Annotated in this window: 24 protein-coding genes; 11 read left to right on the top strand and 13 right to left on the bottom strand. The window is 66.0% G+C overall.

The window, feature by feature from the left end; all coding sequences use genetic code 11:
* Nucleotides 1–15 precede the first annotated feature (15 nt).
* From H0B43_RS12665 to H0B43_RS12675, 3 genes are read left to right on the top strand one after another with little or no spacing between them, the layout of a single operon-like run.
* Complete coding sequence (locus tag H0B43_RS12665) at nt 16–1,353, top strand: 2-hydroxyacyl-CoA dehydratase family protein (RefSeq protein WP_312033792.1); 1,338 nt, start codon at nt 16–18, stop codon at nt 1,351–1,353.
* A complete protein-coding gene (locus H0B43_RS12670; RefSeq protein ID WP_185727574.1) occupies nt 1,353–2,288 on the top strand; it encodes an acyl-CoA dehydratase activase in 936 nt (311 codons plus the stop codon). Before H0B43_RS12665 ends, H0B43_RS12670 begins: the two co-directional genes overlap by 1 nt.
* Nucleotides 2,285–2,749 (top strand): SDR family NAD(P)-dependent oxidoreductase, encoded by a 465-nt coding sequence (locus tag H0B43_RS12675; protein WP_185727573.1) that lies wholly within the window; start codon nt 2,285–2,287, stop codon nt 2,747–2,749. Before H0B43_RS12670 ends, H0B43_RS12675 begins: the two co-directional genes overlap by 4 nt.
* 23 nt (nt 2,750–2,772) lie before the next feature.
* Here the strand turns inward: H0B43_RS12675 and H0B43_RS12680 are convergent, their stop codons facing one another.
* Nucleotides 2,773–4,107: an MFS transporter gene (locus H0B43_RS12680; RefSeq protein WP_185727572.1), complete on the bottom strand. Its 1,335-nt coding sequence runs from the start codon at nt 4,105–4,107 to the stop codon at nt 2,773–2,775.
* Between the two features lie 288 nt (nt 4,108–4,395).
* Here H0B43_RS12680 and H0B43_RS12685 point away from each other — a divergent pair, with 288 nt between their 5' ends.
* The 4 genes from H0B43_RS12685 (at nt 4,396) to H0B43_RS12700 (ending at nt 9,330) form a co-directional block, all read left to right on the top strand.
* Complete coding sequence (locus H0B43_RS12685) at nt 4,396–5,541, top strand: acyl-CoA dehydrogenase family protein (protein ID WP_185727571.1); 1,146 nt, start codon at nt 4,396–4,398, stop codon at nt 5,539–5,541.
* Between the two features lie 58 nt (nt 5,542–5,599).
* The gene (locus H0B43_RS12690; protein ID WP_185727570.1) at nt 5,600–7,255 is read left to right on the top strand and encodes an AMP-binding protein; all 1,656 of its coding nucleotides are present in this window, start codon (nt 5,600–5,602) and stop codon (nt 7,253–7,255) included.
* 52 nt (nt 7,256–7,307) lie between these two features.
* Nucleotides 7,308–8,123 (top strand): NUDIX domain-containing protein, encoded by an 816-nt coding sequence (locus H0B43_RS12695; protein WP_185727569.1) that lies wholly within the window; start codon nt 7,308–7,310, stop codon nt 8,121–8,123.
* Between the two features lie 106 nt (nt 8,124–8,229).
* Nucleotides 8,230–9,330, top strand: coding sequence for a CaiB/BaiF CoA-transferase family protein (locus H0B43_RS12700; protein WP_185727568.1), 1,101 nt, complete (start codon nt 8,230–8,232; stop codon nt 9,328–9,330).
* A 74-nt stretch (nt 9,331–9,404) separates the two neighbouring features.
* Here the strand turns inward: H0B43_RS12700 and H0B43_RS12705 are convergent, their stop codons facing one another.
* The 3 genes from H0B43_RS12705 to H0B43_RS12715 all read right to left on the bottom strand — a co-directional run bounded on the left by H0B43_RS12705 (nt 9,405) and on the right by H0B43_RS12715 (nt 12,550).
* Entirely contained in the window at nt 9,405–10,709 is a 1,305-nt protein-coding gene (locus H0B43_RS12705; protein WP_185727567.1) for an MFS transporter, read from the bottom strand.
* A 149-nt stretch (nt 10,710–10,858) separates the two neighbouring features.
* The gene (locus H0B43_RS12710) at nt 10,859–11,707 is read right to left on the bottom strand and encodes a PaaX family transcriptional regulator C-terminal domain-containing protein (protein ID WP_185950063.1); all 849 of its coding nucleotides are present in this window, start codon (nt 11,705–11,707) and stop codon (nt 10,859–10,861) included.
* A gap of 45 nt (nt 11,708–11,752) precedes the next feature.
* Nucleotides 11,753–12,550: an enoyl-CoA hydratase/isomerase family protein gene (locus tag H0B43_RS12715; protein ID WP_185727565.1), complete on the bottom strand. Its 798-nt coding sequence runs from the start codon at nt 12,548–12,550 to the stop codon at nt 11,753–11,755.
* A gap of 268 nt (nt 12,551–12,818) precedes the next feature.
* Here H0B43_RS12715 and H0B43_RS12720 point away from each other — a divergent pair, with 268 nt between their 5' ends.
* Both H0B43_RS12720 and H0B43_RS12725 read left to right on the top strand, forming a co-directional pair.
* Nucleotides 12,819–14,516 carry a class I adenylate-forming enzyme family protein gene (locus H0B43_RS12720; RefSeq protein ID WP_185727564.1) on the top strand — a complete coding sequence of 566 codons (1,698 nt, stop codon included), beginning with the start codon at nt 12,819–12,821 and terminating at the stop codon, nt 14,514–14,516.
* Nucleotides 14,517–14,791: 275 nt separating this feature from the next.
* The gene (locus tag H0B43_RS12725) at nt 14,792–15,751 is read left to right on the top strand and encodes a ScbA/BarX family gamma-butyrolactone biosynthesis protein (protein WP_185727563.1); all 960 of its coding nucleotides are present in this window, start codon (nt 14,792–14,794) and stop codon (nt 15,749–15,751) included.
* On the opposite strand, the gene H0B43_RS12730 is transcribed toward H0B43_RS12725, so the two are convergent.
* Entirely contained in the window at nt 15,748–16,395 is a 648-nt protein-coding gene (locus H0B43_RS12730) for a ScbR family autoregulator-binding transcription factor (RefSeq protein ID WP_185727562.1), read from the bottom strand. The genes H0B43_RS12725 and H0B43_RS12730 overlap by 4 nt on opposite strands.
* 35 nt (nt 16,396–16,430) lie before the next feature.
* Between H0B43_RS12730 and H0B43_RS12735 the strand changes: the two genes are divergently transcribed.
* Both H0B43_RS12735 and H0B43_RS12740 read left to right on the top strand, forming a co-directional pair.
* Nucleotides 16,431–17,408: an NAD(P)-dependent oxidoreductase gene (locus H0B43_RS12735; protein ID WP_185727561.1), complete on the top strand. Its 978-nt coding sequence runs from the start codon at nt 16,431–16,433 to the stop codon at nt 17,406–17,408.
* 102 nt (nt 17,409–17,510) lie between these two features.
* On the top strand, nt 17,511–18,302 hold the full coding sequence (locus tag H0B43_RS12740; protein WP_185727560.1) for a hypothetical protein: 792 nt from the start codon (nt 17,511–17,513) through the stop codon (nt 18,300–18,302).
* Here the strand turns inward: H0B43_RS12740 and H0B43_RS12745 are convergent.
* Genes H0B43_RS12745 through H0B43_RS12775 form a run of 8 tightly spaced genes read right to left on the bottom strand, consistent with a single transcriptional unit; the run spans nt 18,299 to nt 24,647 of the window.
* Nucleotides 18,299–18,553, bottom strand: coding sequence for a HypC/HybG/HupF family hydrogenase formation chaperone (locus H0B43_RS12745; protein WP_185727559.1), 255 nt, complete (start codon nt 18,551–18,553; stop codon nt 18,299–18,301). The two genes, H0B43_RS12740 and H0B43_RS12745, sit on opposite strands and share 4 nt — an antisense overlap.
* A gap of 3 nt (nt 18,554–18,556) precedes the next feature.
* Complete coding sequence (locus tag H0B43_RS12750; protein ID WP_185727558.1) at nt 18,557–19,069, bottom strand: hydrogenase maturation protease; 513 nt, start codon at nt 19,067–19,069, stop codon at nt 18,557–18,559.
* A 7-nt stretch (nt 19,070–19,076) separates the two neighbouring features.
* Nucleotides 19,077–19,196: a DUF6893 family small protein gene (locus H0B43_RS43110; protein WP_397517472.1), complete on the bottom strand. Its 120-nt coding sequence runs from the start codon at nt 19,194–19,196 to the stop codon at nt 19,077–19,079.
* The gene (locus H0B43_RS12755) at nt 19,193–20,602 is read right to left on the bottom strand and encodes a hypothetical protein (RefSeq protein WP_185727557.1); all 1,410 of its coding nucleotides are present in this window, start codon (nt 20,600–20,602) and stop codon (nt 19,193–19,195) included. The genes H0B43_RS43110 and H0B43_RS12755 overlap by 4 nt, the downstream gene beginning before the upstream one ends.
* Nucleotides 20,599–21,246, bottom strand: a complete 648-nt coding sequence (locus tag H0B43_RS12760) for a DUF6084 family protein (RefSeq protein ID WP_185727556.1) — start codon at nt 21,244–21,246, stop codon at nt 20,599–20,601. The genes H0B43_RS12755 and H0B43_RS12760 overlap by 4 nt, the downstream gene beginning before the upstream one ends.
* The gene (locus H0B43_RS12765; protein ID WP_185727555.1) at nt 21,243–21,887 is read right to left on the bottom strand and encodes a DUF5947 family protein; all 645 of its coding nucleotides are present in this window, start codon (nt 21,885–21,887) and stop codon (nt 21,243–21,245) included. The genes H0B43_RS12760 and H0B43_RS12765 overlap by 4 nt, the downstream gene beginning before the upstream one ends.
* The gene (locus H0B43_RS12770) at nt 21,887–22,843 is read right to left on the bottom strand and encodes a NifU family protein (RefSeq protein WP_185727554.1); all 957 of its coding nucleotides are present in this window, start codon (nt 22,841–22,843) and stop codon (nt 21,887–21,889) included. The genes H0B43_RS12765 and H0B43_RS12770 overlap by 1 nt, the downstream gene beginning before the upstream one ends.
* A 10-nt stretch (nt 22,844–22,853) precedes the next feature.
* Nucleotides 22,854–24,647 (bottom strand): nickel-dependent hydrogenase large subunit, encoded by a 1,794-nt coding sequence (locus tag H0B43_RS12775; protein ID WP_185727553.1) that lies wholly within the window; start codon nt 24,645–24,647, stop codon nt 22,854–22,856.
* Between the last annotated feature and the right edge of the window lie 16 nt (nt 24,648–24,663).

Below are 24,663 nucleotides of genomic sequence, written 5' to 3' on the forward strand. Positions count from 1 at the left end.
TCGAAGGAGTTCGTAGTGTCGATCGCAACGCCCCGAGACAAGACCAACCGATTGTCGAGCACTCGAGTCGGCGGAAAGATGACCGCCGATTACTGGGACAACATCTTCACCGCCAAGGAGCGTGGCAAGCACGTTGTCTGGTACAACGGTTCCGCCCTCAACCCCATCTTTCAGGCAGCGGGCCTCGAATGGTGCCACGGTGAGGCGTTCGCCGCCCGCCTCGCCGCACAGCACCTCGAGGAGCCGGCCCAGGCTGCTGGTTCCGAGTACGGCTATATCGGTGAGCTCTGCTCGTATGCCCGAACTCATCTCGGGTGTGCCGTCTTGACGCAGAAGAACGTCAACGAACGCGAAAGCGGCGTCGTAGGAATGCTCGACCAACAGGAACTCGCAGCCAAACTTCCCGCACCAGATTTCTTCGTCAACGGATATGCAGGCTGCAGCACCGGTCAGCAATGGGACGCGATGACGTATCGAGTCTTCGACCGAAAGCTCCCCATCTTCAACGTGTCGATTCCGATGCTGTGGGGCAACAAGCCGGACGCCGGATACATGCGCGGTGAAGAGTGGAACGAGGCCAGCACCTACGTGGAAGGCCAGCTGCGGGAATTGGTCAAATTCCTCGAGCAGCAAACCGGGCGACCGTTCGACTGGGATGCGCTGAGCGAGAGCATGTCCTACATCAAGAAGGCATCGCGACTGCGCCTCGACGCGATGGAACTGTGCACGCTCGCTCCGACGCCGGCAACTTATTGGGACTGGGTCGCCAGCATCGCACCCATCAACTTCCTCCCCGGTAATCAGGCACTCGTCGACTACTTCGCGGGTGTGAAAGCCGAGATCCAGCAGCGAATCGTCGACGGCGTCTCCGCCGTCGCAAATGAGCGGTACCGCGTGTACTTCGACGGCATAATGAACTGGAACAAACTCGGATTCCTCACCCGCAAGTTCGCCGAGTACGACGTCGCTGTGGTCGCCGGTCGCTACACGCATGAATCCTTCTGGCAGGAACCGCAACTCATCGATGTCGACAATCCGCTGCGCGGGATGGGCCAACACTACCTGCTGTGCCCACTGAACCATGGGCTCAAGAATCTTCAGGAATTGCTGCTCAAGCGCCTCGACCAGTACTCCATCGACGGTATCGCATTCCACTCGACTCGCACGTGCCGAGCAATGACGAATCCACAGTCGATGCTGGCCAAGGCAGCCGAACGGGAACGCGGGGTCAAGTCGTTCGTCTTCGAGGGCGACGTCGCGGACGCTTCGTTCTACAACGATGAGCTGTTCGACAGCCGCCTCGAGGCGATGTTGGAGGCCATCGACGTGCAGCGGATGAAGACGATGGTCTGATGAACTGGTACGTGATGGGCGTGGACCTCGGCTCGACGACGGCCAAGGCCACCGTCGTCGACCAGGACGGTGGCCTGGTCGGCTCGAGTGTTGTCCAGATGGGTGCCGTCAGTAGAGATGCGGTGACCCGCGCAATGAACCGGGCGCTGACGGCCGCAGATGTCACTCAGGACGACATCAGACGAACCATCAGCACAGGATACGGGCGCAAGCTCGTTCCCGGCGCCGACCGGTCGTTCACCGAGATCACCTGCCATGCGCGCGGAGCAGCAGCTCTGCACCCGGGGGTCCGATTGGTCATCGATATCGGCGGGCAGGACAGCAAAGTCATTGCGGTCGACTCCGACGGTTTGGTGGATCGCTTCGCCATGAACGATCGGTGTGCGAGCGGGACCGGGCGATTCTTCGACGTGCTCGCCCGCGCACTGGAAGTCGATGTCGAGGAGGTGGGCAGTCTTGCGCTGGCGGGTGCCGACGGCCTGGAAGTCAGTAGCATGTGCGCCACCTTCGCCGAGACGGAGGTGATCTCCCTCCTGGCTCAGGGGCAAGCCAAGTCTGATATCGCCGCCTCGGTCCACAAAGCTGTTGCCGCGAGAACCCTCGGTTTGGTCGCCCAGGTCGGCAAGGCGACGCCGACCGTCATGACCGGCGGTGTCGCCCAGAATGCGGCAGCCAGGCATTACATCGAATTGGCATTGCGTCACCCTCTCGAACTGCTCGAGCAGCCACAGATCGCAGGGGCCTACGGCGCCGGCCTTCTGGCACGGGACGAGTACGCAGGATCGGTCGCCTCGACCGAATCGCGTGATGGCGCAGCCAAGCAGCAGCTGGCCACGCGGGCAGCGGGAATAGTTCCCCAATGCGCCGGTTGCGACGGAACCGCCGGTGACCACAGCCACGTCTCGATTCCGCTGACGGTGCGGACCACGACATGAGCCCCGTGCATGACGCCACGACCTTCATCGTGGGTGGTGATCATGGAGCCGGTTTGCTGATTGCGCATCGACTCGTCGAACTCGGCGCGCAGCGCATCGGTCTGATCGGCCGCGCTGTCGAACAAGGTGAAATTGCGGCGAGAGGGCTGTTCGAATCGGCGTCGGGTATTTGGGCGCTGTCGGGAGCCGGGGATCTATCATCGAACGAGGACGCCTGTCGAATGGTGGCGGAACTCGCAGCGTCACTCGGTGACGCCGACATTCTCATCAACTGTCTTCCCGGCGACAATGCCGTCACTGATGTTGTACTGAATTCCATGCGTGCACTCGGCCACGGAACCGTTGTGACCGTCGGCGGGGCTTCTGAGTCCGATTCCGGCGGTGTGCGTGTCCGGTCGGTCGCCCTCGACGAGGATCTCGTCGTTGCGAACGAGGTGCTCGCCCGACTGCGACACAACTAGTACCCGGCTCCGCGCCGCGCCGCCTACTCGGGGAGCTTGGTGCCTGCCGTTTCCTTCAGGCGGAGTGCGCCGAGGAGGACGAGAACCGAGCATCCGATGAAGTAGCCTGCCGGCGCCAGGGGCATTCCCGTGGCCGAGACCAGCCACGCGCAGACGAACGGTGCGGTACCGCCGAGAAGAGTCTGGGAGAGATTGGTCCCCAGCGCGACGCCGCTGTACCGGATACGGGCGGAGAGCATCTCGGTGAAGGACGCGTAAGCGGGGCCGACGGACATCGCGACCGGAATTCCGAGGACGCTGTGGGCGACCACTGCGGCGATCGACGAGCTTCCCGACATCAGACTCAGGCACGGAACGGCGAGAACGATTCCGGAGACCGCCGCACCGATGTACACCGGACGGCGGCCGACTCGATCGGCCAGTTCACCGGAGAAGAGCATGACCCCGGACGCCACGAGCAGCGCGATGCAGGTGGAGAGGAACGACAGTTGCGGGTTGTGACCACCGACGGTCTGCAAGTAGATCGCGCCATAGGTGAAGGTCACATAGAAACCGCCCGACACCATTCCCATCAGGCAAGCGATCCGGACGATGGTCCCCCTATCGGTGCGAAGCAATTCTGCTACCGGGACCTTCGAGGTGTCTCCACTGCGCTCGAGCTTTCGGAACTCGGGTGTGTCATCCAACCTCGACCGGATCCAGATTCCGACGAATGCGAGAGGCAGGCTGAGGATGAACGGAATTCGCCATGCCCATGACAGAACCTGCTCGGACGTGAAGACGGCGTTGACGAATAGCGCTGAGAGGGAGGCCAGGAGGAGGGCGACATTCGATCCGACGTTCACGCTCGACGTGTACCGGGCCCGGTGTCTCGGCGGGGCGGATTCGGCCACGTAGGCCGTGGCGCCGCCCAGTTCACCGCCGGCCGCCAACCCCTGAAGGCATCGAAGGGCCACCAGGGACACTGTTGCCCAGATTCCCAGAGTCGCGTAGGTGGGAAGAACGCCCACTCCGAGCGTTGCCGCGCACATGAGCAGGATCGTCAGTGACAGTGCGCGTTTTCGGCCGTATCTGTCCCCGATGTGGCCGAACAGTATCCCGCCGGGAATCCGGAGGAAGAAGGCGACGGCGAAACTGGCGAGTGTGCTGAGAAGTCCCACCGCCGGGTCGTCAGAATGGAAGAACAGGGCGGCCAAAACTGTGGCCATGTAACCGTAGAGTCCGAAATCGTAGTACTCGACGGCAGTTCCGACTATCCCACCGGATAGGACCTTCCGAAGCGGGGGCGCCGGATTCGGCGACAACGCTCCGGGAAGTGCCACTTCAGTGTGCTCGTCGAGCGGATCCGCGAAACTCATTGGTACTCCTTCGTGGGCCGCGGCGAGGCGGCAGGTGAGGGATGGCGATGCGAGGGAAGACGGGCAGCACCGACCTAATACATGAGACATTTCGACTGACCAAGACTTGGTATGCGTCCGAAGTAGGCCAAGTGTAGCGGATATCACACGTTCCGCCAGAGTGAAATTTCCTCGGCGAAGCCGCCGTCGCGAAACTTCGGACGAAAATATTGACCCGGTCGTATCTAGTGTCTAAGTTCAAAGCAGGGCGTCGCGCCCGTCACAGCGATCGAAACGGGCAGGAGCATCATGGATTTCTCATTGACGGACGAGCAGGAACAGTTCGTCGCCGAAGTCGGCAGACTGGCGGCGAAGCACCTCGCCCCGCACTACCAGGAAGATGACCGGAACGGCCAGATGAACGGCGAGGTCCGCAAGGTCATGGCGGACGCGGGACTGTTCGGTCTCCGCATTTCCGACGAGTACGGCGGACAGGGCGCCGACGCAGTCACCGTGGGACTGGCCGCCGAGGAGGTCTCCCGCGCGAACATCAACGCCGCCTACATGATTCTGTCGACTGCGCTGGTGTCCGACATCCTGATGAACAACTGCACCCGACAGCAGCAGGAAACCTGGCTGCCGTCGATCGCGGACGGGTCGGTGTATCCCACTCTCGCACTCACCGAGCCCGACCACGGCTCTGATGCGGCGCACCTGACCCTCGAGGCACGGCGGGAGGGCGATGGCTGGAAGCTGTACGGGGAGAAGACCTCCATCACGTTCGCCGACGAGGGCGATCGTGTCGTCGTGTTCGCGCGGACCGGTGGTGAGGGGGCGCGGGGAATCAGTGCCTTCTACATCGACTCCCATCGCGAGGGGCTGTCCATCGCACGCCTGGCCGATGTGGCGAACCGCGCGGTGGGACGCTGCTCGTTGTACTTCGACGGCGTCGTTGTCACACCGGACGAACTCATCGGCGGGGAAGGCCAGGGGTTCATTTCGGTCATGCAGGGCTTCGAGTACTCCCGTGCCGTCATCGGGCTGATGGCACTGGGCGCCGCCCAGGCCGCCCTGGCCGATGCTTTCGCGTATGCCCGCGAACGGACCACGTTCGGGGCGCCGATCGGGACCCGGCAAGGTGTCGCCTTTCCCCTGGTCGAGCAGGCGACCTATCTCGCCGGCGCCCGCCATCTGTGCTACGAGGCACTGTGGCGCAAGGACCAGGGGCTCGATCACGCGGTTCAGGCGAACATGGTCAAGTGGTGGGCACCGGTCGTCGGTGTCGACACGATCCACCAGTCGCTGTTGACCTTCGGTCATGCCGCGTGGTCCGAAGACAACCCGCAGATGCAGCGACTCCGCGACACCATGGGTTTCGAGATCGCCGACGGCACCGCGCAGATCGCGAAGCTCGTGGTCGCGCGGGAACTGCTCGGCCGACGCTACGCCCCCTGAGTTCTTCGGCGCCCCAACGCGCCACCCCCTCTGCCGTCCACCGATGAAACGGATTGCCATGACCCCGACCGATACACTGCGCTCCTCGTACTGGGCAGCTCGCACCGATTCGGACCTCGCGGAGACGACCGTCGGCCGCATGATGTCCGATCTCGCGCAGCAGGTTCCGGACCGGACGGCGTTCGTGTTCGCCCCGCCGGCCGGGCCGGCGCAGTCCTGGACCTACGCCGAGTTGCACGCGACGGCCGCGCGGGTCGCCCGGGCTCTGCTGACCCGGTTTCGACCGGGCGACCGGATCGCTCTGTGGGCGCCGAATTGTGCCGAGTGGGTCCTGTTGCAGCACGGGGCCGCGCTGGCAGGAGTCGTGCTCGTGACAATCAACCCCGCCTACACCGCCCACGAGCTCGAGTACGCGCTGCGGCAGGCACGAGTGTCGGGAATTTTCTACGCGGACGACTACCGCGGGACCGACCTGACGAGCGCCGTCGCGGCCGCACTCGCGGCGATCCCGGACATGACCTTCTCGTGTTGCCTGACCGACTGGAACAACTTCCTCGGCGACGCGCACCCGGATACCGAGCTGCCAGAGGTGGACCCGGGCGGCATCGCCCAGATCCAGTTCACCTCCGGAACGACCGGATATCCGAAGGGTGTACTCATCCACCACCGGGGCATGGTCAATTCCGCCCGGTTCGTTGCGCAACGCGGGGGTTTCGAGGACGGCTGGACCTCGATCAACTCGATGCCGTTGTTCCACATCGGCGGATGCGGAACGATGGAGTTGGGGACCTTCAGCGTCGGTGGTACCTATGTCCTCGCGCCGGCATTCGACCCGGCGCACGTGCTGGAGTTGATCGAGACCTACAAGGGCGCAGTGACCCTCACCGTACCGACCATGCTGCTCGCTCTGCTCGATCATCCCGACCGGCCGCGCCGTGACCTTTCAAGTCTGTCGCTGGTCGTCTCGGGTGGCTCGATCGTGCCTGCGGAATTGGTGCGGCGCGTCAGGGACACCTTCGGGTGCCGGTTCACCATCACCTACGGGCAGACCGAAACCTGCGGCCCGATCACCGAGACCGCGCCGACCGACACCATCCGCGAGCAGGCCGAAACCGTGGGACGGGCACTGCCGCACGCGGAAATTCGAATTCTCGACACGGTCACGGGTGAACCTGCTCCCGTCGGCGTGCCGGGCGAGGTGTGTTTCCGAGGCCCCCAGGTCATGACCGGGTACTTCGGCCAACCCGAGGAAACCGTCGCCGCGCTCGACGACGACGGATGGCTGCACTCGGGCGACCTCGGCGCGATGGACGAGGCGGGGTACATCCGGATCACCGGCCGGATGAAGGACATCATCATCCGGGGTGGCGAGAAGGTCTATCCCCGTGAGGTCGAAGACGTGTTGTTCGACCGCCCGGAGATCGCCGACGTGGCCGTGCTGGGTGTCCCGGACCAGAAGTGGGGAGAGACAGTCGCCGCTGTGCTGCGGCTCCGGAACGGAACCAACGAACCTTCCGAACAGGATCTGACCAGCTTCTGCCGGGATCGCCTGGCGCGGTACAAGGTGCCGGTGCACTGGTACGTCACCGATCGGTTCCCGCAAACCCCCTCCGGCAAGATCAAGAAGTTCGAGCTCCGCGATACGATTACCCAGAGGTCTGATTCCGGCGAGTCCCTGCGCTCCTTGGCCGACGAACACCTCAGTACCGAGTGACCACGCTGTCGCGGAGGAATCGACCACCCCAGAAGGGAAGTGAGAAACGAAGATGTCGACCATAAGTCAGGCCACTTTTCAGTACGAGGCGGTACCCACCAAGGACGCCGCCACCGTCATGCTGGTGCGCGACGGAGACACCGGGATCGAAGTATTCCTATTGCGCCGGGTGAAAGGCATGCCCTTCGCGGGCGGGGCGACCGTGTTTCCGGGTGGCGGAGTCGACGCCACCGACGCCGCGGCCACGGTCACCTGGGCCGGTCCACCCGACACATGGTGGGCCGGTCGACTCGGAACCGACCCCGAGACAGCGCGGGCGTTGGTTCTTGCCGCTGTCCGAGAGACGTTCGAGGAATGCGGCGTGCTGTTGGCAGGCCCGACGACGGAGTCGGTAGTCGCGGATACCACACGGTTCACCCAGGCGCGGCAGGCACTCGAGAGCAGGCACATCACCTTCGGTCGATTCCTCGAGGACGAGGGCCTGGTCGTCCGGACCGATCTGCTCCGCCCGTGGGCACATTGGATCACTCCCGTCGGAGAGCCACGCAGATACGACACCCGGTTCTTCATTGCCGTGGCACCGGAGGGGCAGTCCGCGGATGGAGCCACCACCGAGGCGGACGAGGTGGTCTGGCAGACGCCGTCGGCTGCCATCGGTCAATGGTGCGCGGGTGAAAGCATGCTGATGCCGCCCACCTGGAGCCAGCTCACCGAACTGAGCAAGTACCGGTCGGTGGCTGAGGTCCTCGAGGCCACCCCGGACATTCCCGTGATTCTGCCCGAGATCGTGATGGACGGCGAGCGGGTCCGCGTCGGGTTTCCCGGACAGGACGGCTACTACCGAAGCGGTGGGCCACTCCCCTTCTGAGTCGGACGCCCTGTCACCCCGTCACCTCATACATCCGCAACCACCATGTGGGCATCCTCGAACGCTCTGACCTGGACGGTCGATGCTCCACGAAGGGAGCCGTCGCATGGCCGGACCACTTACCGGACTGCGCGTGATCGAACTCGCAGGTATTGGCCCCGGACCTCATGCCTGCATGTTGCTCACCGATCTCGGCGCCGACGTCGTCCGGGTCGAACGCCGTACCGACAACGGTAACGCCGGCATTTCCGTGGGATCCGATGCGACGCTGCGTGGGCGCCGCACGGTTACCGCCGATCTCAAAGACGCCACCGACAATGAGACACTTCTGCAGTTGATCGAGTGCGCCGATGTGCTGGTCGAAGGATTCCGTCCCGGGGTCACCGAACGGCTCGGACTCGGGCCGGACACGTGTCTGACACGCAATCCCCGGCTGGTTTACGCGAGGATGTCCGGGTGGGGACAGACCGGCCCGCTGGCCGACCGGGCCGGCCATGACATCAACTACATCTCCCTCACCGGAGTCCTCGACTCCATCGGCCGTGCCGGTGAACGCCCGGTCCCGCCTTTGAATCTCGTCGGTGACTTCGGAGGTGGGTCGATGTTCCTGGTGCTCGGCGTGATGGCCGCACTCTGGGAACGAGAACGATCAGGCAGGGGTCAAGTCGTCGACGCGGCCATGGTCGACGGGGTCAGTGTCCTGGCCCAGATGATGTGGTCGATGCGCGGCAACGGACTCTGGGCGACCGGGCGCGGCGAAAACCTTCTCGACGGATCGCACCCCTTCTACGACACCTACCTCTGCGCCGACGGCAAACACGTCGCCGTAGGTGCTCTCGAACCCCGGTTCTATGCGCAACTCGTGCATGGTCTGCAGCTCGACGAAAACGACCTACCCGAGCAGTGGGATCGCGATCGGTGGGACGAACTGCGCACGCGATTCGCGGTCGCCTTCGCCGCGCGAACGCGGAACGAGTGGGCCCAGGTCTTCGAGGGCACCGATGCCTGCGTCACCCCGGTGCTCACCTATGACGAGGCACTCACGCATCCACACCTGTCAGACCGCAAAACCTTCGGATCGGTCGACGGTATCGATCAGCCACTGCCGGCGCCGAGGTTCTCACGCACCCCGACCGCCACCCCCGTCGCGCCGCTCAGCGAGTCACTCACCGACCAGATCTACCGTTGGACCGCCGAGCCGAGCTGAGCATTGACATACTGCATGGCTTCGGGCCGGCTTCACCTGAAGCCGGCCCGAAGCCATTCCCTATCGTCCCTGGGTCAGTGAGGTCCGGGTCGCGCCACGCTGCGTGCGGCAACGGTGCCGGCCACCATGGTGAGGGCGACGACGCCGATCGCGTAGAACGCAGGTGCGGTCGCCCCACGGAGTCCAGCGAGGGCCGCGAGGATGATCGGGGTGGGACCTGCGAATAATGTTGTTGCCATCTGCCATCCGAGTGACAATCCGGTGTACCGGGTGTCGGTGGCGAACATTTCGGACAGCAGTGGGGTCACCGCGGCGATGTTCGCGGCGACCACCGGGGTGACGACCACCATCGCGGCGACAGCGAGTGCGAGTACGCCATTCGACAGGAGCACGAGGGACGGGTAAACGAGCACGATCAGTGCTGCCGACGAGACAAGTAGGAGCGGAATCCGGCCCACCCGGTCCGACAGCCGTGCGAACGGTAGGACCGCGGCGCAGTACGCCACGAGGCCGACGAAAGTGATCAGTTGGGCGTCTGCGGCGGAGAAGTCCGTGAATTCCTTCAGCGCGGAGGGCAGGTAGATGAAGTACAACGCCATCATGCAGGAGTTCGTCGCCGCGATCCCGATCCCGATCAGGACGGATCGGTAGTCTCGGCGCAACGTGGTCCGCAGCGGCGACTTCTGTACGCCCCCTTCCCGGGACAGCGCGGTGAATGCCGGTGTCTCCTCGAGCTTGAATCGGATGTAGAGTCCGATCAGCCCCAGCGGCAACGACAGAAGCAGCGGCAACCGCCACCCCCACTGCGCCATCGACTCGGCGGACAGTGTCCGGGTCAGCAACATCGCCGTCCCCGATCCGAACAGCATCGCCCCACCGACGGTCAGCGAGATGAAGCCGACGAAGAATCCTCGTCGCGACGCCGGTGCGAACTCCGCAATCAACGAGGTCGCTCCGCCGAACTCGCCACCCGCAGAAATCCCCTGCACGAGGCGCAAACCGATCAGCAGAACCGGTGCAGCGACACCGATCTGCGAGTACGCCGGCAGTACCCCGATACCCGTCGAGGCGAGCGTCATCAAGAGAATGACGACGGAGAGGACGGTGCGCCGGCCGTACCGGTCCCCCAACGGCGCGAAGATCACCGCACCGAGTGGGCGCGCGACGTAGCTCACCGCGAACGCACCGAACGTCAGCAGCAGGCTGACGAACGAGTTCCCGGTCGGGAAGCATGCCTGGGCAATGTAGGTCGCCACGTAGCCGTAGATGACGAAATCGTAATACTCGACGAAGGTTCCGAAGCATGCGGCAGAGATCGCTCGCCGACGCACGGCGGTCGCGACCGTACTACCGGTTGCGGTGATCACCTCTGGTGACATGTGCGCTCCTGCTCCATGAGAATGAGGCGGACTGAAGAGTCGATGTGATCGAATTGTTCTCTCCCCGTATGGGCGTCGATCATCCGCCCACGAGGCGATGCACCGGGGCATCACCTCGGCGAACTACGAGCCGACGTGCGCGGGAACCGTCAGCTGCAGGACTGAACCAATTCGTGCCAGTACGCACGAGCGTCCGGTCGCCACTGTTGGCGGATCTCCAACAGCGCGGCGGCGTCGGTGCGCCCGGACCAGCCCGGCAGCAGAGCACTGGGGAGTTGGGGATCGGTCACCAGTAGCTGCTGCAGCTGGGCATTCAGCTGCAGCAGCGCCGCAGTGCGGTCCTTACCGGAGCTGGGCGTCATCGCCTCGAACTCGGCGCGGCATTCCCGGTAGTGATCAGTGACGGCACCGATGTCCCAGCCCTTGGCGACGAGTTCATCCTCCGGCAGCCCGAGCGGGTCGGTCTCCCCACAGAACGCCAAGGTGTCGGCGACCCCGAGCCGCGCGAGAGTCTGGGCCGTCCGCCGACGCCGCTCCGGGTGCGGGCTCAGCCACACCGCAGGCGCGGGGTTCCCGAATCCGTCCCAGCGGAGCGACCGGTACACCTGATCGCGGCTCGCGCGGTTCTCCCGCGGAATCGAGACGATCAGCACGAGCCAGCGGCCGTCCCAATCGGCGTGATCGTGGCACAGTCGCTCGACCCCGGCGATGCCATCGGCGACGAGCTGACTCCCCGACTCCGTCAGCGACCACGACGTGGTGCGGCCCTCGCGAATGCCCGCGATCCAGCCCTCGGCGGCGCAGCGGGTCAGCGCCTGCCGGACTGCGTGTTCGGTGAATCCAAGATGCCGCATCAGCTCGATGACCGCGGTTGTCGGGGCGAGTTCCGCGGACGGGAACACCAGGTCGCCGAGAATGTCGAGCACGGTGGCACGCGCCGTCCCGGGGCCGAGCTGGCGGGACGGCGCCGTCGCAGCGTGGTCCGGTGTCGTCGTCATCATCGAAATCTTCCCACGAGCCCGCGGCCGCGAACCCGACCCCCTCTACTCGCCCCGGAACTTCGGTGTGCGGCGTTCGAGAAATGCGGATCGTCCCTCGGCCCAGTCAGCCGAGGCGACGAGTGTCTGCTGCAACTCGCCCTCGAGTTCGAGCTGGTCGGCGAACGCCCGCCGGGACCACCGGCGCAGTGCCGTCTTGGTCGCGCCGTACGCGCGAGTGGGCCCCTGAGCGATCCGCTGCGCCAACTCGGTCGCGGCGTCCAGCGGATCGTCCGCGACACGGCTCACCAGCCCGAACTCTCGGCACTGTTCCGCTCCGAGCTTGTCGGCGAGCATGAAGATCTCCATCGCGCGGGCCGGCCCGACGGTCTCCGCCAGTAGTGCAGTCGCGCCGACATCGGGCATCAGCCCGATCGCGCTGAATCGGAACTGCATGTAAGTCGCAGGACCCATGATCGCGATATCGCTGGCCAGGGCCAGGCAAGCCCCGGCTCCGATCGCCGGCCCGTTGACTGCTGTGATCACCGGTTTCTGGGCATCGACCAGGGCCATGAAGCCGGGATTGAACCGTCGCCGCAGCGTGCCACGCAGATCGTCGTCGCCGTTGGGCAGCTGGGGGAACCCGGTGGCGAGATCGGCCCCCGAGCAGAACGTCGGGCCGGTTCCGGTCAGCACGATCGCACGGACCTCGGGAGCAGCACACAGGTCGGTGAACGCCCGTTCCAACCCGGCGCCCAGGCTGTCGTCCCACGCATTGTGGACTCGGGGGCGGTTGAGAGTCACGGTCGCCACAGAATCCGTGACGAAAACATTGACCGCGTCGGTATAAGTGTCTAAAGTCATGATCGCACTGTAACCCACCTCGCACCCGTTGAAAAGACCCATCGAGCGCAGTCCCAATATCGAAAGATATTGATGGACACAAATATTCACCTGATGCGATAAGGGTGCCGGCATTCAGACGATCAGGCCGGCGACCGAGAACCATGCTGCTTCGGCAGCCGGCCCGTCCCGCTGCGACACACAGTGCATCCACCGGAAACGGGTCTCCAGTTGATCAACCTTCAAAGGCGCGTTGGCGCGCAGTCGTATCCGAGAAAGAAGAGCCGTGATGACCAGACCTGCCGACCGCCCGTGGCTGTCGATGTACTCCAGGCCGTTTCCCGACGTCGTCGAACCCGAGGGGGGCTCAGCCCTGGAGGCCTTTCGTCGGAACGCCGAGGCGGCGCCTGGTGCCCGGCTCCTGACGTACTTCGATACCGAATTGACCTTCGGCGAGGTCGATCGACTGTCCGACGCGTTCGCGGTTGCCCTCACCGAGCGCGGCGTGCGACGCGGCGACCGGGTAGCGGTCTACATGCAGAACAATCCGCAATACGTCGTCTCACTGCTCGCGGCCTGGAAGATCGGCGCGGTCCACGTACCACTGAACCCGATGCTGCGTGAGACCGAGCTGCGGTACCACCTCGGCGACTGCGGGGCAGTCGTACTGGTCGTCCTCGATTCACTGTGGGAGGAGGTCGCGCGGGGTGCGGTCTCGTCGACGCCCGTGCGGAACGTGATCACCACATCCGCGCAGGACATGCAGACCCGCAACGACGTTCGACTCTTCCCCGATCGGGATCGGCGGACCATCGGCGATGCCGAGGACATGCTCGAGGTGCTTCGTTCATTCGACGGGCACCGTCCGCAACCGTTCACACCGGCACTCGAGGATCCCGCTTTTCTCTGCTACACCTCCGGCACGACGGGCACTGCGAAGGGCGCGATGAGCACCCACCGAAACGTGGTCGTCCTGTCACTGGTCGTGCGCGACGTCTTTGAGTTGACGCCCGACAGTGCCGTGCTGGGCCTGGCCCCGCTGTTCCACATCACCGGCCTCGTCGTGCAGCTCATCCCGTGCCTTCTGTCGCGAAGCCCGATCATCCTCAGTCACCGGTTCCAGCCGAACGTCATGCTCGACTCCATCCGCGAGTATCGACCCACGCACGCGGTAGGAGCGATCACCGCGTACGTCGCCCTCACTCAGGTCCCCGGCACCACGCGCGAGGACTTCGCTTCCTTCGTCCGGATCTACAGTGGCGGCGCCCCGATCTCACCGGCCACGGCGAGTGCCTTCAAGCAGTTCACCGGCCACCAACTGCTCGGCGCGTACGGGATGACCGAGGCGACGGGTGCGACGTGCCTCGGCCCGGCCGGGTACTCCGCACCGGTCGATCCGGGCACAGGGGCGCTCGCCGTCGGAATCCCGATCCCGGGCACCACGGTCCGCATCGTCGACGACGAAGGAAACGAAGTACCGGCAGGCATCTCCGGTGAGGTCGTGTTCGAGGGCCCCGGCGTGATTCCCGGCTACTGGAACCGACCCGACGCGACGGCCGAGACCATCCGGGACGGGCTGCTGTACTCGGGCGACGTCGGAGTGATCAACGATGACGGCTGGGTCTTCCTGGTCGACCGCAAGAAGGACCTGATCAACTGCTCGGGCTTCAAAGTGTGGCCCCGTGAGGTGGAGGACGCGCTCAACGAGAACCCCGCGGTGAGAGAATCAGCGGTCGTCGGCATCCCGGACGCCTACCGCGGCGAGTCGGTGAAGGCGTTCGTCTCCCTCAAGGCGGGCGCTGTCGCGACGCCGGAGTCACTGCGCGAGTTCCTCGTCGACCGGCTCGCAGCGTACAAGCGACCTGGAACGATCGAAATCCTTCCCGAACTGCCCAAAACCGCAAGCGGAAAGATTCTGCGCCGCTCGCTCCGCACCGCCCCGCAGGGACTGTCGTCGGCAGAGTTGAAACTGACCGGAAATATTTAGATCGAACCTCGCGGTGGCAGCGCTTCCACCAACCGCATCCAAGGTCCACCAGCGGTGCAGTGTGGAAGACACTGGTCCACGCTGGCGTCCGCGAGTTGGAGGTGCCGCGTCCGGGGCGCTGATCTCCGCGCAGACCGCCGAGGAGCAGGCTTCGGAACAGCTCTCCAGCAGCTGACCACCGACAGCCCTCCCCCCATCACAAACCGCTCGGTCTGTGTTCTATAGTTCGGGCGGTCCGCGGCATCGGGCCGACCGGTTCTGTGGGGAGTGGGGTTGTGGCACGAGTTTCCCTGCCGGTTCCCGATGCGCATCCCCCGCTGTCGTTCGAGCGGACCGTGCCACGCAGGTATGTGCATCGGCAATCCGTGTCCGAGGTCTTCCTCACCGACTGCGTTCCGCTGCCGGTGCCGGACCGGTTCGTTCTCGCAGCGCAGTGGCCCCGCCTGCACGGCTTCTACCGGACGCGCGGGGGGCGCTACGACACGATGCTGTTGGCGGAAACGCTCCGGCAGGCCGCGATCTACCTGGGTCATACCCGCTACCGCGTCCCGTTGCCGAACCGGTTCGTCATGCAGCACCTGCAGGTTTCCGCGATGCCGGACGCGCTCGCGGTCGGCGGCGCGGCTGCCGACGTGATCGTCGAGGTCGACGTGTCGCGGCACGCCTACCGGGGCGACGCGCTCGCCGCGTTCCGCGTCGACCTGCGGTTCCGGCACGGCGGGCGGCAGGTCGGCGCCGCAACCGGTGACGCGGCCGTCTTCCCGTCGGCCGCGTACACGCGCGCCCGGTGGGGTGATCGCGGGCCACGGACCGTCGGGGCGCCCCGGTGCCCGAACCCCATCCGGTCCGGTCTGGTCGGTCATCTCGACGACGCGCACGTGGTCCTGGGACCGCAGGTCGCGCGTGACGAGTGGGAGTTGCGGGTCGACACCGTGCATCCCGTCCTGTTCGACCATCCGTGTGACCACATTCCGGGGATGCTCCTGCTGGAGGCGCTGCGGCAGGGTGCCTGCGCCCGGCTCGGTTTGCCCGACGTGCACCTCGAATCGCTCGGCGCCACGTTCCACCGATTCGCCGAACTCGACGAGCGAACGACGATCCGGCTGGACGTGCTCGACGACGACGCCACGTCCGTGCGGGGATCGATACGTCAGGGCGGCGTGGCGGTCGTCCGGGGCTACGCGGCGCTGGCTACCACAGTCCCTACCGTGGTGAACGCGTGCCCGCGGGTCTAGTCGTCGTCGACGGGTATCCAGCGTGCCCGCCGGATCCGGGCGATGTCCTGGTGCCGGGTCGCGGGCATGATCCCGGGGAGCAGGAACCCCCACATGTCGTCGACGCGCTGTTCGAGGTCGGTGCGCTGCGTCAGCACCTGGGAGACGGTCTGCACACCGGTGAAGGCACCGATGACGAACCTTGCCAGCCTCGGTGGGTCGATGTCGGCGAGGAGGTCCCCCTGCTCGACGGCCCGCCTCGCGAGCATCTCGCAACTGTTGATCCAGTCGAGATAGGGATCTGCGGGGCCCTGGTCGTCGGCGCTGAGTTCGAGGGTGATCCGGATACCGGCTCGCACGATGGGGTCGTTCACGATCTGCCGGGCCATTTCATGGCACAGCATCACGATCTGCTCGATCGCCGACACCTGCTCGCGGCCGATCGCCTCGACCGAGGCGATGGAGATCCGGTGTTGCTCGCCGATGATGAAACGCGCCAGATCCTCTTTCGAACGGAAATGGAAGTACAAGGCCCCCTTCGTGATTCCGGCGTTCTCGACGATGTTGCCGAGCCGGGCACCTTCGAACCCCGACTTCTCGAACATCTCCGCCGCCCCGCGGACGATCTGCTGTCGGGTCGCCGCAGCACGCGCCTGCTGAACCACGTTCACACCTTTCCCTGCCGCACGAGAGAAGAACGATGACGATGCAAGGACGGAACACTCGCCCGTTGCCCGGAGAGACGGTACCAGCGTCGACCGTGTCGGAGAACGGTCGAACACTGTCGACCCCGTTACGTGTCGCGGTCGTGGGAGCCACGGGGTTCGTCGGATCCGCCGTCGTGACGGCGTTGGCCGCGTCCGGAATCCGCTGCATCGCGGTCGCCCGCGGCCCGTGGCACCCGGACGTTCCGGGCGTGACGTTCGCGCGTGCGGATCTGACCGACCCGGGGGGTCTCACCGCGGCGCTCGCGGGAGCCGATGTGGTGATCCACGCCGCGTCCTACACCGGCGACGACGCGGCGCGATGCGTCACCGTCAACGTCGACGGCACCGAGAACCTTCTCACCGCCGCGGCGCGAAACGGCGTCAGCCGGGTTCTCTACATCAGCACGATCGGCGTCTACGGTCCCGGACCGCACAGCGGAATCGGCGAGAACGAGGCCGGCCCCGCGCCCGTCTCCGCGGTGAGCGCGTCCAGGCTGACCGCCGAACAGCGGGTCCTCGCCCAGGGCGGCTGCGTCGTCCGTCCCGGGTTCGTCCACGGTCCCGGCGACCGCTGGTTCGTCCCCGGACTGGTCCGGATCCTCGGGACGCTCGGTGCCTGGGTCGACGAGGGACGGTCCCGGGTGTCGATCATCGCGGTGACCGACCTCGCCCGACTCGTCGCGGACCTCGCCGTGCTGTCGCCCGCGCACCCCGGCGCCGTGTTCCACGCCTGCCACCCGGACCCGGTGACCGTCCGCGAACTCGGGCAGGCACTCGCGGACGCGGGCCTGCTGGCGCTACCGGCGACCAGCCTCACCTTCGACGAAGCAGTCGTGACCGGCGCCGGGCACGGCCTGACCGAACGACACCTCGACCTGATCGGCCGCGATCACTGGTACGACCCGACCCGCATCTGGGCCGCCACCGGCACGGGCGTCGACCACGGCGCCCTGCACCGGTTCCCGACCTGACGCATTCTCCGTCGCACGGAACGCCCCGTCTTCGTCCGCCGCCCCCGCACGAGGTGTATACCCAGATTGAGGATCATGTCCCCCACCTGACGGAGTGTCGAGATGGCCCTTCTCGCCGAGATCATCGTGGACACCGACGGCGACAGCCGGGTAGTGGTGCTGTATCCGGTGATGTGGCTGTTCGTCGCGGTCCTGGTCACGTTCGTCGTCACCCGGATCATCACCCGCCGGATCCGTGTGAAGACGGGAGCGGCGGACGCGGACGACCCGGAGCCGGGAGGCGGTCTGATCGGCGACATCACCGTCGGCGGCGTACACGTCCACCACCAGGTTCTCGGAATCCTCCTCATGACCCTCGCCGGAGTGGCGCTCATCGCCACCACTCCGGAGGGCACGGCGCTGAACATCTTCGCGGCGGCGTTCGGGGTCGGCCTCGCGCTCACCTTCGACGAGTTCGCGCTGTGGGTGCACCTCGACGACGTGTACTGGAGCACCGCCGGCCGAAAGTCGGTGGATGCGATCTTCTGCGCGCTGATGATCACCGGACTGATGATCGGCGGCGCCGAACTCGTGACCGGACGGATCGGCACCGCCGAATGGTGGGCGTCGATCGGGTACCTGTTCGTCGCGCTCGGCATCTCGGTGATCTGCCTGCTGAAGGGCAAGTTCGTCACGGGGATCGTCGGGGTGGTCTTCCAGCCGGTCGCGATCGTCGGCGCGATCCGCCTGGCCAAACCCGATTCATGGTGGGCGGTGCGCCGCTACCGGACCAGGCCGAAGCGGATGGCCCGCTCCGAGGCACGATTCGACGAGCGTTACCACGCGCGCTGGAACCGGGCACGGGACTTCGTGGCCGGGACGCCGGACCCCCATCACGCCGGCACGCAACACTAGCTGTCGTCGGCCGCCCGCGAGCGCCCCATCATCTCCAGCCCCGCCATCGCCTTCTCCGCGCCCGCCTCGTCCACCTTCTCCATGGCGAAACCCATGTGGATGACGATCCAGTCGCCCGGCTCCAGTCGGACGTCTTCGGGGAGCATCCCGACGTTCACCTTGCGTTGTTCGCCGACGACGTCGACGAGCGCGAGCTGGTTTCCGTAGCCCTCCAGCATGCGCACCACCCGACCGGGAATACCGAGACACACGATTCAGCCCTCCGTCCCGTCCGGTAGCACCGTGGCAGTGGAGTCGGACGTCAGCAGTTGATCCACGATCTCGAACACCGCGTCGACGGCCGGCCCGACGGCGGCCTCGACCCGCGGCGACAGCCCGATCCCCTCGTCGGTGGTCGCCACCTGACAGCCGAGCACCACGGTCCGGGGCGGGGTTCCGCCGAGGGCGCGCAGACTCGCGAAGACCGCTGCCGGATCCATGCTGTGGGCGTCGAGCGGCGCCACCGGACCCGCCTCGGGCCCGACCTCGAACACACGCAGCGCACCGGGCTCACCCCGATCCGGAACGGCGTCCACCAGGAGGAGCGCACCCCACCCGTCGAGCAGCTCGTACGCCAGATGCGTTCCACGGATGCCGAAATCGACGGCACGGACACCCGGCGGCAGCGACCTCGTCGCGACACCTCGCAGCACTTCGGGTCCGAAACCGTCGTCTCCGAAGAAGATGTTGCCCACACCGGCAACCAGCAGCCGCCTGTCCACCGTCACGTGCAGCTCACATCTGCCGCATACGCAGATACCGCTTGATGTCGGGGAGCGCGATGATGGCGACCGCCACTCCGGCCACCGCGACCAACGCCAGCGCAGCGGTGGTGGCCTCTCCGAGAATCTTCATGATTGTTCATCCTTTCCGGTGTCGGCCGATACGGGCTCCACCTCGTCCGGGGCGAAGTACAGATACCGTCCGTACCACTCGTGCAACTCCGAGGCAGGGTCGTCGATCATGACGACACCGACGTGGGTGCCGCCGTCCACGTCGGCGTGCACGGTCACGACCCGAGCCAGCTGTCCCGCGAAGAAGAGGTCCTGCGCGTCGGCCCGGCGCGACGGGTGGATCCGCACCACGGTGCCCTTCGCCACCCGGACCCCGTTCACGATGACGCCGTCGACGTCGGGACGGACGGCGGTGTCGGCGTCCGGGTCCCACCACGGCACGTCGTCGGTCAGTTCCGGGACGAGCCCCATGTCGGGGACGCCCGGGCCCTGCGGGTGCGGGTCGGGGAGACGCGGGTCCCGGAGGACGCCGTGCATCTGGGCGAGCGTCGCCGGCGACATCTGCTCGCAGCGGTCGATGATCTGGGCGGCCAGCGGGTCGGTGGCGCGGGCCTGCCGCTTCTCCTCCTCGGTGAGCGTCATGACCCGGAGGGTGAGGATTTCGTCGATCTCGGTGGCGTCGAACAGGGCTCCGTCGCTCTGCTCGGCCACCTCGGGGTGGTCGTACAGGATGATCGGCGACACCAGCACCAGATCCGTTTCCCCCGGCAGGCCGGCGAGCACCGGGTAGCACCGGTGCTGCACACACGTGCCCGCCAATTGCTCGGCTGCGGAAGGGGGTTCGAGGAGCGAGACGAATTCGCTGTTCTCGGCCGCCAGGATCAGGTGCGCCCCGATCAACGAGTGCCTGATGGCCGAATCCTTCGACCACGTGCCGATCGCGTCGATCTTCACGTTCGCGGTCGACACCCGCAGCAGGTCCAGTCCGCCGTGCCGGTCACTGCCGACGCGCACGACCGCCCGCAGCGGCCACCGGGTCCGCACCACGCGCCCGGCGACGGTGCCGTCCGCCTCACGCAACTCCTCGACGTCCACGCCGCCCTCGACGTCGACGTCGAGCCGGCAGTCCTCGAGCTCCCCGGCCGGGTACACCGTGCCCAGATCGATCTCGCGTTCCACCGCCTCGTCCCAGCTGAGCCAGCTCGTTCCCGCGACGGTCAGTTCGTCGACGGGAACGAAGTCCGGCGATCCGTCGACCACGCGCTCGACGCTCCGCACCTGAAGCTGCAGGAATCGCACCGTGACGTTCACCCCAACCCGGTCACCGGCCCGCATCAGCGTCTGGCAGGACATCCGGGGGTCCTCACCGACCCCCGACTCCATCGCCCCGGGCGGCCCGAGCACTCCGAATTGCCACCGCGACTGATTCTTCGACGAGCTCGCGCGATACGGATACAGCAGGTAACCCTCGTAGAGCACCGCGTCGGCCACGGCACGTACACGCTGCAGGGACGCCGGGGAGATCACGCGATCACCTCCCCGGCTCCCTGCAGCAGGTCTGCGATGGCGACATCGAGGCCGATCAGCCCGTGCGCCGCCTTGTACCGCGCCAGCGCGGCGAGCGTGTCGTGGTCGAGACGCACCCACCCCGTGTTCGGGTAGTGCGCCTGCACGAGTTCGCGCCACACGGCGACCGGCAGGTCGAACGTCGATTCCCGGTCCCAGGGAATTCGCTCCACCCCGAAACCCGCGACCCCCCGGGTGAACACCGTTCCGCTGAACAGAAACACCAGCGGCACCGTCGACCCGGCGCCGTCCAGGGCGTGCAGATACTTCGAGGCGGTCACCTCGAAGTCGTACGTACACGGCAGCGGCAACTCCACCACGCTCGACCCGGTGAACCCCTGGGCCACGGTGCTGGTCTGCATCCACTGGAAGGGTTTCAGGGTCGACGTCCACCGCTCACGGGGCCCGAACAGATCGAGGAGGCCCTCCACCTCGGCGTCCGTGTACCGGCGGCGCTGCGGGTCGATGCGCACCTGGCACCGGACGGCCATCGCATGCACGACGGCACCCGTCGACTCTGTCACCGCCACGCGCGCAGTGAGATTCGGCGCAACCGCGAACGGCTCCGGAAACACGTCCTCGACGTGGAACGACAACTCGGTCACGTCGGCTCCTTCGCGACGCGACTACGCGCACGCACCGTCTCGAAGAACGTGTCGATGACCCGGCGAGCGTCCTGGCCGCCGTCGAATCCCCGCCACACCTGCCGCAATTCACCCACCAGCTGATAACAGGCATCGATGGGGACGAGATAGCACTCGGGGTCGCCGTCGCCGTGCTCGGGGACCCTCAGCAACAGCGCTTCGGTATCGGCGGCGAGTTGGCCGAGCGCCGGGTTGGCGGCGAGCACACCATCCCAGGCATCGAGTGGAAGCTCCGATTCGGTGGCCCCCGCCGGTCCCGGATAGAACGCGACGGTCTTGGCCAGCAGCGAGTTCCGGAACACGAACGCGAGCCCGACGGGGATCTCCAATTCGTCCCAGCGTCCCGGTGCGAGTTCGAAGTTCGGAAACGACAGGTAGCGTTCCGGGACGGCCCGGAAGCGCAGTTCGGCGTTCTCGTCGGTGAACAGCAGATAGCACCCACGGCACACGCACATGAGCTGCCGGTCCTGCACATTGACCACGTGCTGATGCGCGTCGGCGATCGGTTCGGCGCACATGTCGCACCGCTCCCCGACCACCGGCTTCGGCCGCTCCGACGCGATGCGCTGCAGAATCCGCAGCCCGTTACCCGACGGGCTCATCACGCCACCTCCGCGGCGGGCACCGCGACGGAGACGACGCCGTCGCGGACGAGGACCGGAAGCGGCGCCAGCGTCTCGGCGTCGGCGTCGCCGTCGAGCCGGAGACCCGCACGGCGGGGGTCGAAGTGCGCCCGGCACGACGGGCAGCGCAGCACCGCGTCACCGACCTGCCCGCCCGCCCTCCGCTGCAGGGTGGCCCCGGCCAGCGAACGCGTGCAGGCGGCGCACCGGTCCCGGTACGCGAACAGCTGCTCCCCGATTCGGCACACCAGGATCGGCAACCCGGCCACGGAGAACCCGGCGACCTCGCCCGGCGCGAGCTCCTCGAGTTCGGGAGCCGACACCCACGTCCCGGTGCCACCGGGTCCGTCCGACCCATTCGAATGCACATGGGAGAAGAGCGATTCCGCGGCGATCAGTCCGGATCCGGCCGCGGGTGTCGCACCCACCACCTCGATGTCGACGGTTTCCGGTGCGGCGGCGAGGACCGCGTCCTTGACCGCGAGTTCCAACGTCACCGCCGACGACGGGCAGCTCTGACAGCTCCCGGTCAACCGCAGCCGCACCACCCCGTCCACCACACCGAGCAGTTCGACGTCACCGCCGTGCGAGCCCAGGTACGGGCGGACACTGTCGAGCGCGGTCGCCACCCTCGACTCGACGTCGTGCGGATGAAGCCCGTTGACCAGCAGCAGGCTGGCCACGAGTTCGTCGCCTGCCAGCCTGTCGACGAGTTCGTCGTCGCGGTCGCCGATGATCTCGAGGATCCGCTCCAACCCGGCGCCGTACAGTTCGACGACTTCACGGACCAGTTGTTCCGCACGCTCACGCGCCACCGAACCGCCTGTCGAACTCGCGTCCAACAGGCTGTCGATGCGTTCGCCGGCTGTCCGCCACCGATCGGGGGCTTCCTCTACTGCGTCACTCCCCCACGTCTCCGATCCAGCACTCTCCATGCGTCCCTCGTCACTCGCCGGTCACGGACTGGGTGGGCGAATGCAACTTCTCCAGCGTCTTTCCCTCACCCAGGTACATGTGCACGCCGCACGGCAGGCACGGATCGAAACTGCGGACGGTCCGCATGATGTCGATGCCCTTGAAGTGCTCGCGGTCGTTCTCCTCGAAGATCGGCTGACCCTGCACCGCATCCTCGTACGGTCCCGGTGTCCCGAAGCTGTCGCGGGGGTTCGCGTTCCACGGGGTCGGCGGATAGGGGTGGTAGTTCGCGATCTTGCCGTCGCGAATCACCATGTGGTGCGACAGGACTCCGCGCACCGCCTCCGTGAAGCCGCAGCCGATGCCCTCGTCGGGGACCTCGAACTTCTCCCACGTCTTCGTGTGCCCGGCCCGGATCTCGGCGATCGCCTTCTCCGCGAAGTGCAGCGCGCACGCCGCCGCGTAAGCCTGGAAGTAGGTTCGCGCCCGGTCCCGCTCGATCGTGTTGCTGCCGTACTGCGGAATCTTCCATTCCAGTTCGACCGGGCCCTTCAGCGCGGTCTTCGGCAGGTTGATCTTCACGCTGTGCCCCGTCGACTGCACGTACCCGATGTCGACGAGCCCCGCGAGGGCCGTGCTCCAGAGCCGGGCCAGCGGTCCGCCACCGGTGTCCAGCGCGAGATGGTCGGTGCCGTCGAACCACCGCGGCGACATCACCCAGCTGTACTTGTCTTCCATGTCGCGTTTCTGCGGGTGCGGGTTGGTGTGCTGATTCCACGGGTGCCTGCGGTCCACCGGGTTTCCCAGCGGATCGTTCTTCACGAACATTTCCTGATCGGTCCAGTCGTCGTAATACGAACTGCCCAACAGGATTCGGATACCGAGATTGATGTCGACGAGCGACGTGGTCACCAGTTTGCCGTCCACGATGACGCCCGGTGTCACGAACATGGCCCGCCCCCACTTCTCCATGTCCTTGTAAGAGAAGTTGCACACCGCCGGATCCTGGAACGACCCCCAGCAGCCGAGGAGGGTGCGGCGCAAGCCGACCTTCTCGTACCCCGGCATCGCCTCGTAGAAGAAGTCGAACAGGTCGTCGTGCATGGGCACGACCTTCTTCATGAACTCCACGTACCGCATCAGCCGCGTCGTGTAGTCGGTCATCAGCTGGATCGTCGCCACCGTGCCGACACCACCCGGATACAGGGTGGACGGGTGCACGTGCCGACCTTCCATGAGACAGAACATCTCTCGTGTCCACCGGCTGACCTGCAGGGCCTCCCGATAGAACTCACCCGTGAACGGGTTGAGCGAGCGCATGATGTCGGCGATGGTCTTGTAGCCGTGCTCGCCGGCATGCGGCGCCTGGGCCTTCTCGGCCTGCGCGAGTACCCCCGGATTGGTCTCGGAGACCATCTTCTCGCAGAAGTCCACGCCGACCAGATTCTCCTGGAAGATGTTGTGGTCGAACATGTATTCCGCGGCCTCACCGAGGTTGACGATCCACTCGCCGATATGCGGGGGCTTCACACCGTACGCCATGTTCTGGGTGTAACACGAACACGTCGCGTGGTTGTCACCACAGATGCCGCAGATGCGGCTCGTGATGAAGTGGGCGTCGCGGGGATCCTTACCCTTCATGAAGATCGAATAGCCGCGGAAGATCGACGAGGTGCTGTGGCACTCCACCACTTCCTTCTGCTTGAAGTCGATCTTCGTGTAGATGCCCAGGCTGCCCACGATGCGCGTGATCGGATCCCACGCCATTTCGACCAGGCCGTCGGATTCGGACTTGTGCGAGGGTTCCGGAATGATCGTTGTCATCGACGTGCCTCTCAAT

It is taken from the genome of Rhodococcus sp. 4CII (assembly GCF_014256275.1).
GTDB lineage: Bacteria > Actinomycetota > Actinomycetes > Mycobacteriales > Mycobacteriaceae > Rhodococcus_F > Rhodococcus_F wratislaviensis_A.

What these genes read in the sequence shown, in the direction of transcription:
- H0B43_RS12720 (WP_185727564.1), top strand. Translation starts at nt 12,819, where the DNA reads ATGACCAGACCTGCCGACCGCCCGTGGCTGTCGATGTACTCCAGGCCG.
- H0B43_RS12670 (WP_185727574.1), top strand. Translation starts at nt 1,353, where the DNA reads ATGAACTGGTACGTGATGGGCGTGGACCTCGGCTCGACGACGGCCAAG.
- H0B43_RS12700 (WP_185727568.1), top strand. Translation starts at nt 8,230, where the DNA reads ATGGCCGGACCACTTACCGGACTGCGCGTGATCGAACTCGCAGGTATT.
- H0B43_RS12680 (WP_185727572.1), bottom strand. Translation starts at nt 4,107, where the DNA reads ATGAGTTTCGCGGATCCGCTCGACGAGCACACTGAAGTGGCACTTCCC.
- H0B43_RS12695 (WP_185727569.1), top strand. Translation starts at nt 7,308, where the DNA reads ATGTCGACCATAAGTCAGGCCACTTTTCAGTACGAGGCGGTACCCACC.
- H0B43_RS12675 (WP_185727573.1), top strand. Translation starts at nt 2,285, where the DNA reads ATGAGCCCCGTGCATGACGCCACGACCTTCATCGTGGGTGGTGATCAT.
- H0B43_RS12715 (WP_185727565.1), bottom strand. Translation starts at nt 12,550, where the DNA reads ATGACTTTAGACACTTATACCGACGCGGTCAATGTTTTCGTCACGGAT.
- H0B43_RS12690 (WP_185727570.1), top strand. Translation starts at nt 5,600, where the DNA reads ATGACCCCGACCGATACACTGCGCTCCTCGTACTGGGCAGCTCGCACC.
- H0B43_RS12735 (WP_185727561.1), top strand. Translation starts at nt 16,431, where the DNA reads ATGACGATGCAAGGACGGAACACTCGCCCGTTGCCCGGAGAGACGGTA.
- H0B43_RS12775 (WP_185727553.1), bottom strand. Translation starts at nt 24,647, where the DNA reads ATGACAACGATCATTCCGGAACCCTCGCACAAGTCCGAATCCGACGGC.
- H0B43_RS12705 (WP_185727567.1), bottom strand. Translation starts at nt 10,709, where the DNA reads ATGTCACCAGAGGTGATCACCGCAACCGGTAGTACGGTCGCGACCGCC.
- H0B43_RS12685 (WP_185727571.1), top strand. Translation starts at nt 4,396, where the DNA reads ATGGATTTCTCATTGACGGACGAGCAGGAACAGTTCGTCGCCGAAGTC.
- H0B43_RS12710 (WP_185950063.1), bottom strand. Translation starts at nt 11,707, where the DNA reads ATGACGACGACACCGGACCACGCTGCGACGGCGCCGTCCCGCCAGCTC.
- H0B43_RS12740 (WP_185727560.1), top strand. Translation starts at nt 17,511, where the DNA reads ATGGCCCTTCTCGCCGAGATCATCGTGGACACCGACGGCGACAGCCGG.
- H0B43_RS12765 (WP_185727555.1), bottom strand. Translation starts at nt 21,887, where the DNA reads ATGAGCCCGTCGGGTAACGGGCTGCGGATTCTGCAGCGCATCGCGTCG.
- H0B43_RS43110 (WP_397517472.1), bottom strand. Translation starts at nt 19,196, where the DNA reads ATGAAGATTCTCGGAGAGGCCACCACCGCTGCGCTGGCGTTGGTCGCG.
- H0B43_RS12770 (WP_185727554.1), bottom strand. Translation starts at nt 22,843, where the DNA reads ATGGAGAGTGCTGGATCGGAGACGTGGGGGAGTGACGCAGTAGAGGAA.